Below are 15252 nucleotides of genomic sequence, written 5' to 3'. Positions count from 1 at the left end.
GGATGGTGTGTCGGCGCGCATAAGATTGTCTTAACGGTGGATCGCGAGAATCAGTGGCCCGCCGATCTTGACGGCGTTGACCTGTCGGCTATGTCCTTCTTCATCTCCTAGGGAATCAGGATCCACCGATGCCTTTCAGCCTCACCCCCGCGGCCGTCTGGCCGATCGTGCTGCTCTGCCTTTCCAACATCTTCATGACCTTCGCCTGGTATGGGCACCTCAAGTTCAAGTCGACACCGCTGTTCATTGCCATTCTGGCAAGTTGGGGCATCGCCTTCTTCGAATATTGCCTGGCGGTACCGGCAAACCGCTTCGGCAATGGGGTCTATTCCGCCGCCCAGCTGAAGACCATCCAGGAGGTCATTACCCTCCTTGTCTTTGCCGGTTTCTCCGTGTTCTGGCTGAAGGAAAGCCTTACCTGGAACCACGCCATCGGCTTCATGCTGATCGCGGCCGGTGCCGCCTTCGTGTTCAAGGGATAGGCCGCGTCTCCCAAAATAGTCGCAATCAGGCGCAAGCATTGCGCATGAACCGGATGGAACTCTTTTGATGCCAACTTTCGCCAGCATGGCGGCGATACGCTTCGGTTACGGCAGACGGCCGGGCGAGGCGCCGCCGGAGGATGTGGACACGCTGATCCGGCAGGTGGAGCGCGGGGCAGGCGAAACCTGTCTTTTCCCCTACGAGGGCATAGCCGAGCGCCGCGCGCGTTTTGTCGACTATCGCGCGGTCGAATCCTCCACAAAGGCCGCGCGCGAGGCCGGCACACTGCGGATGATTGGCGAACGCAGTGTCAATCCCTACAGCGTAGCGCTCAACAATTCGCTTCAGCTGGACCGGCACAGGAAGGTTCAACAGGCGGTCCTGTCGCCAAATGGCTTCTTCGAGCGGCTTGCCGCCTTCTGGTGCGATCACTTCGCGATCGATACGCGCAAGGGCGCCACCACGCGCCTTCTGGTGGCGCTGTTCGAGGCCGAGGCGGTGCGGCCCAATATTGCAGGACGGTTCGACGAGCTTTTGAAGGCCGCAGTGCTGCATCCGGCCATGCTGATCTATCTCGACCAGATCCGCTCGGTCGGGCCGAATTCGCCGGTTGGTCTCAAGTCGGGCCGTGGGCTCAACGAAAACCTGGCCCGCGAACTGATCGAACTGCATACGATGGGGGCGGGGAGCGGCTACACCCAGACGGATGTCCGCGCCGCCGCCTATGTTCTCACCGGCCTGTGGTATCGGGCGCCGCACTACAACACGGTCTTCCGGACGCGTTTTGCGGAGCCCGACGGCTACGAGGTGCTCGGCCGTTCCTACGGCGGCGCGGACGCACAGATGCAAAGGGTACATGACCTGCTCGACGACCTGGCCGCGCGTGAGGAAACCCGTCGCCACATCTGCCGCAAACTCGTCGTGCACTTCATCGCCGACGATCCGCCGCAGGCGGTTGTCGAGGCCATGGTGGTGGCGTGGACGCGTAGCGATGGGGCGTTGCTCGACGTGTATCGGGCGATGCTCGAGCACCCGCGGAGTTTTGCGGAAGAGGGGCAGAAGGCGCGGCAGCCGTTCGATTTCGTCGTTGCCGCGCTTCGGGCGGTGAGCGCGCCCAAAACGGCACTCCGACCAGGCGGCGCGAACGAGAGCACGTGGCAGCTGGCATCAGACGTCGCGGCCTTGGAGGACGTGCTGATGATGACGGCGGAGGGGCGACCTGCCTTGGGATCCAATCCGTTTTCCGTTGCTGCCATCGACCGGCTCGGACAGCCGATCTGGTCTCCACCGAGCCCGGCGGGCTGGGCAGAAGATCTTTCGGCTTGGGTTACCGCCAGCCAGCTCACGGAACGTATCGCCTGGGCCCGGCGCCTCGTCGCGCGTTTCGGTGGAGATACCGATCCGCGGGCTTTTCTCGAGGCGACGCTTTCGGATGCGGCGCGGGCGGATACGATCGAGACTGTTTCACGGGCGCCCAACCGCGAGGTGGCGATGGCGATGGTGCTGGCGTCTCCGGAATTCAACCGACGTTAGGAGCGTGGCGATGACGACAGAAATCAACCGCCGCGCCTTCCTTGCCGGTGCTTGTTGCGTAGCGGCCTCGCCGCTCATGACGCCGGTCAGCTTTGCGGCCATGCCCGGTGACAACCGGCTGGTGACGATCGTGCTGCGCGGCGGGATGGATGGACTGGCGCTGGTGCAGCCCTATGGCGACCCGGCCCTTTCGCTGTTGCGGCCGAAGCTGGCGCTCGGCGCCGACGACGGCCTGATCGATTTGGACGGCTTCTTCGGCCTGCATCCGGCCGCGAAGGATCTGGTGCCGCTCTGGCGGGCGGGCGAACTCGCATTCGTCCACGCAACCTCCACGCCCTATCGCGACGGTCGCAGCCATTTCGATGGGCAGGACATGCTGGAAAGCGGCAGCGCCGTTCAGGGGGAGCGCACGGGTTGGCTCAACCGTGCCATCGCCGTCATTCCGCGACCCGCCGACCGCCGGGCGATCGACGTGACAACCACGGCGGAGCTTATCCTGTCTGGACAAAGCCCGGTCGATGTCTGGTCGGCGCGCGCCGATCTTGCACTGGCGGAGGATGAACTGGCATTTTTTGTCCGGCTCTACCAGAATGATCTGGCGTTTGCCGCCGCCCTTCAGGAGGCGACCGAGACGGACCTGTTGTCGGACACCATCCACGACATGCAGGGGAAACCCAGAGGCGGTCTCGCCGCCGTCGCGAAGTTCGCTGCCGGCATGCTTTCGGCCGATCATCGCATCGCGAGTTTCTCCATCAATGGCTGGGACACGCATCTCAGCCAGTCGCGGATCTTCCAGCGGCCGGCCATGGACCTTGCTGCGGCCATCGCCACGCTGAAGGCGAACCTCTCTCCGGAAATCTGGCGCAAGACCGCGGTCCTGGCGATCACCGAATTCGGCCGGACGGCGCGCGAGAACGGTTCGTTCGGTACGGACCACGGTACGGGCGGCGTCGCCATTCTGGCGGGCGGTGCCGTTGCCGGCGGCAAGGTCTATCGTGACTGGCCGTCGCTTGCCGATGGTGACCTGCTTGATGATCGCGACCTGCGGCCGACGATGGACCTGCGCCAGATCGCGGCGGCCATGCTGCGCCAGCAGTTCGGCATTTCCACAAGCGACCTCGAGTCATCGGTTTTCCCGGGGCTCGTCGTCGACAAGCGGCCGGCGTTCCTGCGCGGATAGATCACTCCAGCATGTCGAAGGCGCGGAAAATCCAGCTCAGCTGGTAGAGGATTCCGAGGCTGACGAAGGCAGTGTGAAAGCGCCGGCTGGCCGTCCATGCCGCCGTCAGGCAGAGCACGATGAAGGCGACGTTTCGGACCGGGTATTCGTAGCCGAAGGAGCCGAAATAGGCTTCTCCCTTCAATGCCGTGTCCAGCAGATCGACGGTGAAGACGAGAGCGAACGCGCCAAAAAACCATTTTCGGCGGGAATAGAAATAGTCCTCGTAGCCGGCATAGTCGTCGAGCGTCGTCGGGAACAGGAAGACGGCGAGCAGGAAGAACAGGCAGCAATAGCTGATCAGGAACAGGTAGACGCCGAAACCAATCGTCGTCAGCGCCTGCAGGCGGAACTCCCACCACCAGAAATGCAGCAGAAACAATAGAAGGAAGGCGGCCCAGGCAAGGTGCACCGGATAGGCCTTCACCTTGCCGGGATGCTGGATGAACAGGGCGACGCCGGTCAGGAGGCGCGCGACGGTGAGGCTCACCACCATGCCGATGACGATGCGCACATGGCCGAAAATGGCGGGATCCGGGGTCGTGTGCTCCATGGGGGCGCCTCCTGTCGCCTTATTCGACGGGAACAGGGGTCGGATGGCCGTCCTTGTCGAGTGCAACCATGACGAAGGTCGCCCCCGTCACCTTTTCGAGCGTCGTGGTGAGATAGCGCTGCGCCCAGGCCTCGACCGACAGCGTGATCGAGGTGCGGCCGACGCGGGCAATATCCGTGTAGATGCTGAGCGTGTCGCCGATCTTCACCGGCAGGTCGAAGGCCATTTCCTTGACGGCGGCGGTGACCACGCGGCCCTGGGCGCGCTCCGCGGCGCGGATGCCGGACGCAAGGTCCATCTGTGCCATGACCCAGCCGCCGAAAATATCGCCCGCGGCATTCGCGTCGCCCGGCATGGCGAGCGTGCGAAGGGTGAGCTGTCCGTTGGGCGTGCTGGTCATGCGGGTCCTCTCCGTTTCCCTCCGGTCTAGCTCAATGCGGCCAGCGGAGAAAGAGGGCGGGTGCGTAGCCGCAGATCCGGCGGCGCCATTTTCAAGCATGCTCAGACTCTAAAATTGATAATTGCAATTTTAGATGATTTTAAAAGGTTTCCGAGACCTTCGCCGACAAGGCGCACTGCGTCCAGTGGTGTCGAGGAGAGCCCGGTGAAGAATTTCAGAATTTCCACGCGACTTTCATTGCTTGTCGGTCTCGCCCTGACCATCTTCGCAGCGGCACTCGTCTATAGTCTATACCATTATCAGGATGCGATGGTTGTCGAGCGCAAGGCAAAACTTGCCGCGATGGACCAGAGCATGCTGACGTTGTTCAAGCACTACCACGAGCTTGAAACGGCCGGCACGCTGACGCGTGAAGAGGCACAGACACGGGCGAAGGACGCGGTGCGGGCGCTGCGCTACGAGGACAGCGGCTACTTCTGGATCAACGACATGAATGCCGTGATCATCATGCATCCGATCAAGCCGGCGCTCGACGGCACCGACCAGACCGGCATGGCGGATCCCACCGGCAAACGCATCTTCGCTGAATTCGTGAAGGCGGTGAAGGCAAGCCCGACGGGACAGGATTTCGTCGATTACTACTGGCCGAAGCCGGGCTTCGAGGAGCCGGTGCTGAAGTATTCGCACGTTGCCGGTTTTGCGCCCTGGGGCTGGATCGTCGGCACCGGCGTCTATGCCGACGACCTCGCCGCGATGTTCCGCAGCAATGCCATCGAGACGGCAATGATCCTCGCCATCGGCGGCCTCGCCATCATTCTTGTCGCCTATGCGATCGTGAAGAGCGTCACCGGCCCGATCCTGCGCCTCAAGGCGTCCATGCAGGCGATCGCCGAGGAGGATGTTTCCAGCGATGTGCCTGAAACCGAACGCAAGGACGAGATCGGCGAGATGGCCAAGGTCGTATCGATCCTGCGCCAGTCCGTGGCCGAGCGTTCTGAACTGCGTGTCCGCGAGGGCGAGCAGCAGGTTCGTCTCGACGAGGAGCGCGGCGAAAGCGAACGCCGGCAGCGGCAGGTGAGCCAGAGCCAGACGGATGCCATGCATGTCGTCGGCGGTGCGCTGGAACGCCTTGCCAATGGCGACCTCACGGTCTCCATCGGCTCGATCGCGCCGGAATATGCAAAATTGCGCGGCGACTTCAACCGGGCCGTCGATGCGCTCTCCAGCGTCATCAACGCCATCGCCCACTCGACCGAGATCGTGCACGGCAGCGCCGGTGGTATCGCGGAAGCCGCGAACAATCTCTCGCATCGCACTGAACAGCAGGCGGCGTCGCTGGAGGAAACCGCGGCCGCACTCGACGAGATCACCGCGACCGTTCGCAACGCCTCCGAACGGGCCGCCGAGGCAAGCCGCATGGTGGCCGAGACCAAGCAGTCGACCGGTCGCTCCGGCGCGATCGTGCGCGATGCCGTCGCCGCGATGAGCCGCATCGAGGACGCCTCCAGCCGCATCAGCCAGATCATCGGCGTGATCGACGAGATCGCCTTCCAGACCAATCTTCTTGCGCTGAATGCCGGCGTCGAGGCGGCGCGGGCAGGCGAGGCGGGTCGCGGCTTTGCGGTCGTGGCGCAGGAAGTGCGCGAACTTGCCCAGCGCTCCGCTAATGCGGCGAAGGAGATCAAGGGCCTCATCAGCAACTCGGCCACCGAAGTCGGCACCGGCGTGGCGCTGGTGCGCTCGACGGGCGATGCGCTGACCGAGATCGAATTGCTGGTCAACAAGGTGAACGACCAGGTGACGTCGATTGCCACCTCTGCCCGCGAGCAGGCCACCGGCCTTGCCGAGGTCAACACGGCGGTCAACCAGATGGACCAGATGACCCAGCAGAATGCCGCGATGGTGGAAGAAACCAACGCCGCCGGCCAGACGCTGACCCAGGAAAGCGAGCAGTTGAAGACGTTGCTCGGGAACTTCCGGCTGAACCCAGCCGGAGCGGCCGCCCCCAGGCGCCGCGCCGCATAACCAGAAGACGATCTCCGGACTTCCTTGCCCCGGCGCTCGACAAGCGCCGGGGTTTTTCGTTGACCTCTGATTTGGTGGGGTCGGCGGGAACGTTTCCTTTACCCTGTTGCGAGAAAATCTTCTGGAAATGCAGGCACGTCGCCCTGCAGGTCCGGTTTCAGGCTTTCGCCGTCCGAATGCGGACAAAAGCGGCCTGCACCATCACCGGACAAAGGTGTGTGCAACCGGGACTTCGCGATGGTGCGAGGCGGATGCCAGGCGGAAGTGACATGAGTATTGCGTTCGTTTCTCGTCTCCGCAGGCCGTTGGGGCTGTTTCTGATCCCGGTGCTGCTCGCCGCCTGTTCCGGTGGTCTGACCCCGCCGGACGACATCGACGGTGCCGGCGTCGGCGCCATCCGGCCGGCGACAGATGTCTCGCGGCGACAGACCGACGACATGGGTGATACGGGTGGCGATCTCACCGCCTATCCCGTCGAGGAACCCGCCGGGCGGGTGGCGACGGCGGATACGGCCATGATGACGCCCGTCATGGAAAACAAACGCCTGCCGATGATCGACAGCGACGAGGCCATGGGCATTTCGCAACCCGTGCAAGCGTCTTCCGGCGTGCTCACGGTGCCGGAGGGCGGCGTGAACATGGATGAGGGGCTCGGCGTCGAGCGGGTCGAAGGGCTCGCGGAATCGCAGGCCAACGAGATCGCCGAGGGCAATGCCACGCAGGTCGTCGTCGATGGCATCGGCACCGATACGCCGCAGCAGGTCGGCCAGCCGGATACGATCCCGATGACCGAGGCCGGCACGGAACTTGGTACGGCGGCTGACGGCGACGACTATCTGCGGGTGCCGGACAAGGCCACGACCCGTCGTCACAAGGTTGTCGAGGAAGACCAGGTCGCCTTCCTGCCGCGGCTCAACAACCCGATGCAGATCCCGGAAACCATGGGCGGCATGCCGGCCTCGGAAAAGGCCTGCCGTCAGCGGCTCCAGAAGCTGGGTGTGAAATTCCGCGACGTGCCGCGCATCTCCAAGGGGCGTTCCTGCGGCATCGCGTGGCCGGTCGAACTGTCCGGCCTTTCCGGCGGCATCCAGATCAAGCCGGCCGCACAGGTCAATTGCCAGATTACCGAGGCCTTCGCCCGCTGGGTGAAGCAGGAACTCGTGCCTTCGACGCGCACGCGCTACCTCTCCGGCGTCTCGGCCATCCACCAGATGTCGTCCTATTCCTGCCGCACCATGAATTCGCAGCGTGGTGCCTCCATGTCCGAACATGCCAAGGGCAATGCCATCGATGTCGGCAAGATCGTGCTGAAGAGCGGCAAGGCGATCACCATCGAGAAGAAGGGTTTCTTCGCCTTCCGCGAAAAGGGCCTGCTGAAATCGGTGCGCAGCGACAGCTGCAAGTATTTTTCCACCGTGCTTGGCCCGGGTAGCGACCGCTATCACAAGGATCACTTTCACTTCGATCTGCGTGCCCGCAACTCCGGCTACCGGCATTGCAGCCTATAACCGTGTTGCATTGCCTTTATCGGCCTAGTGTTTGCACGGGAATTATCTGCGGCATCGTGTCGGAACTTCGCCCGGCCAACCGTCTTCCAGATAGGCAAGCCAGGGAGAAAGACGATGACGGCGACGATTACCGGATTTGCACAATCGCCTGATCGCGGCAGGGGGCTGGCGCGTGACATGCGCGTTCGCTGGGCGCTCGAAGAGGTCGGCCAGCCTTACGCGGTCCGTCTTCTGTCCTTCAAGGCGATGAGGCAGCCCGCGCATCTGGCACTCCATCCTTTCGCGCAGATTCCGACCTATGAAGAGGGCGATCTCGCGCTGTTCGAGTCCGGGGCGATCGTGCTCCATATCGCGGAAAACCATGCCGGCCTGCTGCCAACCGATGCAAATGCCAGGGCGCGGGCGATCATGTGGATGTTTGCCGCAATCGGCACGGTGGAACCGGCGATCGTCGAGCGTTCGGCCGCGTATCTGATGGAGCGCGACAAGCCCTGGTATGCCGAGCGGCTGCCGATGCTCGATGGCCGCGTTCGCGCGCAACTGGATCGGCTTTCCCACCACCTTGGCGATGCAGAATGGCTCGACGGCGCCTTCAGCGCCGGGGACCTGATGATGGTGCATGTGCTGCGCCGGCTGGAATCGTCGGGCCTGCTGGAGGACTACGCGAAGCTCGCCGCTTATATCGCCCGCGGCGAGGCGCGGCCTGCCTACAAGCGGGCCTTTGCCGACCAGCTGGCGGTTTTCACCGCCGCAACGGCTGGCGGATAATGCGATCCCGAACGGCAGGCAAAAAAAGACCGGCGGGGAGCCGGTCGAAAGGGGTGGCAGCGCACATAGGGGTGGTTGCTGCCTGGAACGTCACATTCCGTCACCTGCGCCGGCGCGGACCGGCGAAGATGCATGCGGGCTTCCGCGGGGGAAGCGGGCGGATGGGGCCGCCGGTGGCTCCCTCAGGGTTCGGGAGCAAGGCCGCTGCGGAGCGCAGGGGGAGCGATGGGTGGTGCGGGGTGCAAACCGTTCCCGTCGGCCTCGCGCAGAGACTGGTTGAAATGGGTCACGGTTTGATGACATCTGGCGTCTCGCCGCCGCGAAATTTTCGCGAGTCGCCGCCGCCCCTGATGGCCCTGTCCGGAAGCCCCCATGCCGCCCATCACCGACCTGTTTCTGTTAGCGCTCGCGCTCGTTGCCGCCGGCGTGGTGTCGGGCCTGCTCGCCGGCATCTTCGGCATTGGCGGCGGGGCGATCCTCGTGCCGGTGTTCTATCAGGTGTTCGGTTCTCTCGATGTGCCGGAGGCGGTGCGCATGCACCTGTCCATCGGCACCTCGATCGCCATCATCGTGCCGACGTCGATCCGCTCCTTCACGGCGCACCGCCAGCGCAGCGCGGTGGATACGGACCTGCTGAAAAGCTGGATCGTCGCCCTGCCGCTCGGCGCGATCCTCGCCTCGGTGATCGCGGCCTTCATTTCCAGCGTCGGGCTGCGCCTCGTCTTCGTCGGCATCGCAATGCTGGTCGCGCTGCGCATGCTGTTCAACCGCGATACCTGGCGGATCGGCACCGAGCTACCGAAAGGCATCGGCAACCAGCTCGCCGGCGTCGTCATCGGCACGCTTTCCGGCCTGATGGGCATTGGCGGCGGTGTGCTCAACAACACCTACATGACCTCGTTCGGCCGTCCGATCCATCAGGCGGTGGCAACCTCCTCCGGTGTCGGCGTGCTCATCTCCATTCCCGGCATCTTCGGCTATATCTGGGCCGGTTGGGGCGAAGCCGGTCTGCCGCTCGGCTCCACCGGCTTTATCAACTGGATCGCCGTCGCGCTCATCGTGCCGATCGCGCTTGTCGTCACACCCTGGGGCGTGCGGCTCGCCCATTGGATGAGCAAACGACAGCTCGAGCTGGGCTTCGGCGTCTTCCTGATCCTCGTTTCGCTGCGCTTTCTCTACAGCATCTACGGATGAGCGAATTTTTTCTCTCACCCGGGTGAAAATTGACAAGGGACACGCCATATAGGGTGTCCTTCCGCATGAAATTTCCTCATTTCGGACCATCCCATGGCGCCCATCGTCTCCATACGCAATCTCACCAAGAGCTACGCAACCGGGTTCAAGGCGCTGAAGGGCGTCGATCTCGATATCGAGGAGGGCGAAATCCTCGCGCTGCTCGGGCCGAACGGCGCCGGCAAGACGACGATGATCTCGATCATCTGCGGCATCGTCACGCCGACCAGCGGCACGGTAACGGTCGGCGGGCATGACATCCTGCATGACTTCCGCCAGACGCGTTCCATCATCGGTCTCGTGCCGCAGGAACTGACGCTCGACGCCTTCGAAACGGTGTGGAACACGGTCTCCTTTTCGCGTGGCCTGCATGGTTGCAAGCCCAACCCGGCGCTGATCGAGCGCATCCTCAGGGAGCTCTCGCTCTACGACAAGAAGGACACGATGCTGCGTCACCTGTCGGGCGGCATGCGCCGGCGTGTGCTGATCGCCAAGGCGCTGTCCTATGAGCCGAAGGTGCTGTTCCTCGACGAGCCCACGGCGGGCGTCGACGTCAACCTGCGCAAGGACATGTGGCAGCTTGTCGAGCGGCTGCGCGCCAACGGCGTCACCATCATCCTGACGACCCACTATATCGAGGAAGCCGAGGAGATCGCCGATCGCATCGGCGTCATCAACCACGGTCAAATCCTGCTGGTGGAAGAGAAGAAGGCGCTGATGGCCAAGCTCGGCCGCAAGCAGATGACCGTGGAACTTGCCGAGCCGCTGGCGGCGATCCCCGACACACTGTCGCCCTTCGGGCTGACGCTCTCGGAGGAGGGCGCGCGCCTCGTCTATGAATTCAATGCATCCGGCGAGCGCACCGGCATTTCGTCGCTGCTCGCCGCGCTGTCGCAGGCGGGCCTCAGGGTCAAGGACATCTCCACCGAGCAGAGTTCGCTGGAAGACATTTTCGTGGAATTGGTGGGAGAGGGCAAATGAACGTCGAGGCGATCAAGTCCATTTACGCGTTCGAGATGGCGCGCACGCGCCGCACGCTGCTGCAAAGCGTCGTCTCGCCGGTCATCACCACGTCGCTCTATTTCATCGTCTTCGGCGCGGCGATCGGCTCGCGCATGCAGGAGGTGGAGGGTGTGTCCTACGGCGCCTTCATCGCGCCCGGCCTCATCATGCTGACCCTGCTCAACCAGTGTATCAGCAACGGCTCCTTCGGCATCTATTTTCCGAAATTCATGGGCACGATCTACGAAATCCTGTCCTCGCCCATCTCGATGACGGAGATCATCATCGGCTATGTCGGGGCGGCGGCGACGAAGGGACTGATCGTCGGCACGATCATCCTCATCACCGCCTCGTTCTTCGTCGACATATCGATCAAGCATCCGTTCATGATGGTGCTGTTCTTCGTGCTGACGGCGGTGACCTTCAGCCTGTTCGGCTTCATGATCGGCATCTGGGCGAAGGATTTCGAGCAGCTGAACCTCTTCCCCATGCTCATCGTGCCGCCACTGGTCTTCCTCGGCGGCAGCTTCTACTCGATCGACATGCTGCCACCCTTCTGGCAGACCGTCAGCCACTTCAACCCGGTGCTCTACCTTGTCTCGGGTTTCCGATGGAGTTTCTACGAGATCGCCGACGTGAACCCCATCGTCAGCCTGGTGACGGTGCTGGGCTTCCTGCTGGTGTGCCTGTCGATCACGGCGTGGATCTTCAAGACAGGGTACAAGCTGAAGAACTGAAGACGGAGAGGATGCGGCCGGTGTAAACCGGCCGCTTGCGCAAACTCAGTCCACCAGCGCGACGGCGATTTCCGCCGCCAGACGCGCGTTGTTTTCCACGAGCGCGATGTTCGTCTTCAGGCTGCGGCCGTTCGTCAGGTGGAACAGGCTGTCGAGCAGGTAGGGCGTGACGGCCTTGCCGGCGATCTCGTCGCGCTCGGCATTGTCGAGTGCACGGGCGATATAGATTTCCATCTCCTCGCGCTCGATCTCGTCGGCCTCCGGAACCGGATTGGCGATCAGCATGCCGCCGTCGATGCCAAGCTGGTCGCGCACCTTCTGGAAATTGGCGATCGCCGCAGGGCTGTTCAGCGTCAGCGGGCTTTTGATGCCCGAATCGCGCGACCAGAAGGCCGGGAAGATCGGGCTGTCATAGGTCACCACCGGCACGCCGCGTGTTTCCAGCACTTCCAGCGTCTTCGGAATGTCGAGGATCGCCTTGGCGCCGGCGCAGACGACGATGACGCCGGTGCGCGACAACTCGTCGAGATCGGCGGAAATGTCGAACGTCTCTTCCGCCTTGCGGTGCACGCCGCCGATGCCACCCGTCGCAAAGACCTTGATGCCGGCGCGGGCCGCACCGATCATCGTCGCCGCGACCGTCGTGGCGCCGGTGCGCCGCTCGGCGATGGCGAAGGCGAGGTCGGCGCGTGAAAGCTTCATCGCGCCCTGCGTTTGCGAGAGCGTTTCAAGCTCCGCATCCTCAAGGCCGATATGCAGCACGCCATCGATGACGGCGATGGTCGCCGGTATGGCGCCTTCCTCACGGATGATGCGCTCGACGCTGCGCGCCATGTTGAGATTGCCCGGATAGGGCATGCCGTGCGTGATGATGGTCGATTCGAGTGCGACGATCGGCGCACCACGGTCCCGGGCGGCGGCGACTTCGGCCGAAAACTGCACCGGCAGAAGGGGGGATACGGGTCTGGTCATGCTGTGTCCTCGCAGCTTTTTGGGCGGAAATTCAGGCAAAAGAGTCTCATGCCATCCATTCGGCCCCGGGTACAAGAGAAAGTGCGTCCGCAAGGGCTGCCTGCGACAATTCTTCAGCGGCAGCGAGTGGCGAGCGCACGGTGATCGCCGCTGCCGCCACCCCGCGACGCAACGCTTCGCCGATGGACGAGCCGGTGAGCCAGGCGCTGAGAAAGCCGGAAGCGAGCGAATCGCCAGCACCCGTGACATCGCCGAGCGCCGGTATGTCCGGCGGCACGACGAGGGCTGCCTGTTTGTCGTCAAAAGCGATGACGCCTCTGCCGCCACGCGTCACCACGCCTGCGGAGAGGCCCGTCGCGCGCAGCGCCTTCGGCCAGTCTGCGGGGTTTTCCGGTGCCGCACCCGTCAGCGTGCGGGCTTCCGCTTCGTTCATGAACAGGAAGGCTAGGGCGGAAAGGCTTTCGCGGAACCGGACCACCTTGGCCGGCGAAATCGCGATGCCGGCGATCGGCACGCCGGCCGCCTTTGCAGCCTCCGTCATGACTGCCAGCGTTTCGGCCGGCAGGTTCGCATCGGTGAGGATGAGCCCGGCATCGGCCATCGCCTCGCGCATCGCGCGCTGTTGCAGGCGGCGTGGCGAAAACAGCCGGTAGAGCTCCATGTCCGCCAGCGCGATGACGAGATTGCCGTCCCGCTCGATGATCGCCGTGTAGCTCGGCGTCGCCCGGTCGAGGAAGATGAACGGCGTATCCTCGACGCCCGCTGCTTCCGCCGCCGCCGCGACGATATCCCCGTCCGCATCGCCGCCGCGCGGCGAAATCAGCCGCACCCGGTGACCCAGCCGCGAAAGGTTGCGCGCCGCATTGAACGCGCCGCCGCCCGCCTCCACGAACCAGGCGCCCGGATTGCTCGCCCCCGGCGCGGTTTCACCGGCGATGCGTCCGCGTCTGTCCACATGGGCCCCGCCCATCACCAGTATCGTCTTGCCCGTCATCATCTTCCTTTTCGCCCACCGATTCGGCACGCTACGTCCGTTGTCCCGGTGGGTTCGCCCTTATTCCCGCGCGGCGCTTATCCACGGGAAACAAAAAAAGAACACACCGCCGATTTGCAAATATATTCAAATTGTTGAACGTAGCTTGCAAGACGAGAACAAAATGTGTACATAGCATTCATCGGCGGCTTCATTGCCTGTCCTGCTTCAATAACCTAAAGGTGGACCAAATGGCACAGAACACTTTGCGGCTCGTAGAGGAAAAATCAGTGGACAAAAGCAAGGCACTCGAAGCGGCACTCTCCCAGATCGAGCGCTCCTTCGGCAAGGGCTCCATCATGAAGCTCGGTGGCAAGGACAGCATCATCGAGGTCGAGACCGTCTCGACGGGGTCGCTCGGCCTCGACGTCGCGCTCGGCATCGGCGGCCTGCCGAAAGGCCGCATTGTCGAAATCTACGGCCCGGAAAGCTCTGGCAAGACGACGCTCGCGCTGCAGACCATTGCAGAATCCCAGAAGAAGGGCGGCATCTGCGCCTTCGTCGATGCCGAACACGCCCTCGACCCGATCTATGCCCGCAAGTTGGGTGTCGATCTCGAAAACCTGCTGATCTCGCAGCCCGACACCGGCGAACAGGCGCTGGAAATCACCGACACGCTGGTGCGCTCCGGTGCAATCGACGTGCTCGTCATCGACTCGGTTGCAGCGCTGACCCCGCGCGCCGAAATCGAAGGCGAGATGGGCGAAAGCCTGCCGGGCCTGCAGGCACGCCTGATGAGCCAGGCGCTGCGCAAGCTGACGGCCTCGATCTCCAAGTCCAAGACGATGGTGATCTTCATCAACCAGATCCGCATGAAGATCGGCGTCGTCTACGGTTCGCCGGAAGTGACGACGGGCGGCAATGCGCTGAAATTCTATGCTTCCGTCCGCCTCGATATCCGCCGCATCGGCGCCGTCAAAGAGCGTGAAGAGGTTATCGGCAACCAGACCCGCGTCAAGGTCGTCAAGAACAAGATGGCACCGCCCTTCAAGCAGGTCGAATTCGACATCATGTATGGCGAGGGCGTCTCCAAGACGGGCGAACTCGTCGACCTCGGCGTCAAGGCCGGTATCGTCGAAAAGTCGGGCTCCTGGTTCTCCTACAACAGCCAGCGCCTTGGCCAGGGTCGTGAAAACGCCAAGACGTTCCTGCGCGACAATCCGGATCTCGCCCGCGAGATCGAGACGTCGCTGCGCCAGAATGCCGGCCTGATCGCCGAACGTTTCCTGGAGAATAGCGGTCCGGATTCGAACGATACCGACGGCGAAAGCTAAGCGCTGCGCAACGCCGGAACGCGTTGCGCAAAGCGGGCATGGGTTTTGCGAAAGCGACATGCGCTCAACAAAATGCGAAATTCCTGAAAAACCGGCCTCTTCTTCGTGAAAGGCCGGTTTTTTGGTGTCTGGACAGGTGCCGAGGCGGGCGATAAAAGCCTTGAGTTCTCGCGCGCGCCCCCAAGGTTTTCGACCTTTCCGCAAGATAGGCGGCGGTCGTGCGCAGTTCGACGGAATTCGCGGATGGATGGTCTTTCCAGTGGCCTCCGGGCGGGCACTCCGGCCGGCGGGGCGGTTTCGCATCTGCTGAAATGCAATTGGGTGGGTAATGCGCCGTAGACAGGTGCAGACAGTGCAGAGATGAAGGACGCGATATGAACGGCGTGAATGAGATCCGGTCGACTTTCCTCGACTATTTCCGAACGAACGGCCACGAGGTCGTATCGTCCAGTCCACTCGTGCCGCGCAACGACCCGACATTGATGTTCACCAACGCCGGCATGGTGCAGTTC

The 15252-nt window shown here is 63.2% G+C and carries 15 protein-coding genes; 11 read left to right on the top strand and 4 right to left on the bottom strand.

From position 1 onward, the window contains the following. Positions 1 to 128: 128 nt before the first annotated feature. From ACT6VE_RS28975 to ACT6VE_RS28965, 3 genes are all read left to right on the top strand, one after another. Complete coding sequence (locus ACT6VE_RS28975) at positions 129 to 482, top strand: DMT family protein (protein WP_444801744.1); 354 nt, start codon at positions 129 to 131, stop codon at positions 480 to 482. A 67-nt stretch (positions 483 to 549) separates the two neighbouring features. Then, entirely contained in the window at positions 550 to 2016 is a 1467-nt protein-coding gene (locus ACT6VE_RS28970) for a DUF1800 domain-containing protein (RefSeq protein ID WP_444801743.1), read from the top strand. A 10-nt stretch (positions 2017 to 2026) separates the two neighbouring features. Then, complete coding sequence (locus ACT6VE_RS28965; protein ID WP_444801742.1) at positions 2027 to 3196, top strand: DUF1501 domain-containing protein; 1170 nt, start codon at positions 2027 to 2029, stop codon at positions 3194 to 3196. A 1-nt stretch (position 3197) separates the two neighbouring features. On the opposite strand, the gene ACT6VE_RS28960 is transcribed toward ACT6VE_RS28965, so the two are convergent. Further along, the gene (locus ACT6VE_RS28960; RefSeq protein WP_444801741.1) at positions 3198 to 3788 is read right to left on the bottom strand and encodes a hypothetical protein; all 591 of its coding nucleotides are present in this window, start codon (positions 3786 to 3788) and stop codon (positions 3198 to 3200) included. Between the two features lie 19 nt (positions 3789 to 3807). Further along, positions 3808 to 4188, bottom strand: a complete 381-nt coding sequence (locus tag ACT6VE_RS28955; protein ID WP_069058990.1) for an acyl-CoA thioesterase — start codon at positions 4186 to 4188, stop codon at positions 3808 to 3810. 204 nt (positions 4189 to 4392) lie between these two features. Here ACT6VE_RS28955 and ACT6VE_RS28950 point away from each other — a divergent pair, with 204 nt between their 5' ends. From ACT6VE_RS28950 to ACT6VE_RS28925, 6 genes are all read left to right on the top strand, one after another. Then, positions 4393 to 6213, top strand: a complete 1821-nt coding sequence (locus ACT6VE_RS28950) for a methyl-accepting chemotaxis protein (RefSeq protein WP_444801740.1) — start codon at positions 4393 to 4395, stop codon at positions 6211 to 6213. Positions 6214 to 6488: 275 nt separating this feature from the next. Beyond that, the gene (locus ACT6VE_RS28945) at positions 6489 to 7721 is read left to right on the top strand and encodes an extensin-like domain-containing protein (protein WP_444801778.1); all 1233 of its coding nucleotides are present in this window, start codon (positions 6489 to 6491) and stop codon (positions 7719 to 7721) included. Between the two features lie 114 nt (positions 7722 to 7835). Further along, on the top strand, positions 7836 to 8489 hold the full coding sequence (locus ACT6VE_RS28940; RefSeq protein WP_444801739.1) for a glutathione S-transferase family protein: 654 nt from the start codon (positions 7836 to 7838) through the stop codon (positions 8487 to 8489). 372 nt (positions 8490 to 8861) lie between these two features. Continuing rightward, positions 8862 to 9683 carry a sulfite exporter TauE/SafE family protein gene (locus ACT6VE_RS28935; protein WP_444801738.1) on the top strand — a complete coding sequence of 274 codons (822 nt, stop codon included), beginning with the start codon at positions 8862 to 8864 and terminating at the stop codon, positions 9681 to 9683. Between the two features lie 93 nt (positions 9684 to 9776). Beyond that, entirely contained in the window at positions 9777 to 10703 is a 927-nt protein-coding gene (locus tag ACT6VE_RS28930; protein WP_069058986.1) for an ABC transporter ATP-binding protein, read from the top strand. Then, positions 10700 to 11461, top strand: a complete 762-nt coding sequence (locus tag ACT6VE_RS28925) for an ABC transporter permease (protein ID WP_444801737.1) — start codon at positions 10700 to 10702, stop codon at positions 11459 to 11461. The genes ACT6VE_RS28930 and ACT6VE_RS28925 overlap by 4 nt, the downstream gene beginning before the upstream one ends. 45 nt (positions 11462 to 11506) lie before the next feature. Here the strand turns inward: ACT6VE_RS28925 and ACT6VE_RS28920 are convergent, their stop codons facing one another. Both ACT6VE_RS28920 and ACT6VE_RS28915 read right to left on the bottom strand, forming a co-directional pair. After that, positions 11507 to 12433, bottom strand: coding sequence for a pseudouridine-5'-phosphate glycosidase (locus ACT6VE_RS28920; RefSeq protein WP_444801736.1), 927 nt, complete (start codon positions 12431 to 12433; stop codon positions 11507 to 11509). 46 nt (positions 12434 to 12479) lie between these two features. Then, positions 12480 to 13427: a carbohydrate kinase family protein gene (locus ACT6VE_RS28915; RefSeq protein ID WP_444801735.1), complete on the bottom strand. Its 948-nt coding sequence runs from the start codon at positions 13425 to 13427 to the stop codon at positions 12480 to 12482. A gap of 230 nt (positions 13428 to 13657) precedes the next feature. Here ACT6VE_RS28915 and recA point away from each other — a divergent pair, with 230 nt between their 5' ends. Then, positions 13658 to 14740 carry a recombinase RecA gene (recA, locus tag ACT6VE_RS28910; protein WP_444801734.1) on the top strand — a complete coding sequence of 361 codons (1083 nt, stop codon included), beginning with the start codon at positions 13658 to 13660 and terminating at the stop codon, positions 14738 to 14740. Positions 14741 to 15114: 374 nt separating this feature from the next. Further along, the coding region (locus ACT6VE_RS28905) for an alanine--tRNA ligase-related protein (protein ID WP_444801777.1) at positions 15115 to 15252 on the top strand (138 nt) is incomplete at its 3' end.

It is taken from the genome of Shinella sp., assembly GCF_052438155.1.
Taxonomy (GTDB): domain Bacteria; phylum Pseudomonadota; class Alphaproteobacteria; order Rhizobiales; family Rhizobiaceae; genus Shinella.
This window is presented reverse-complemented; position numbering and strand designations above follow the sequence as displayed.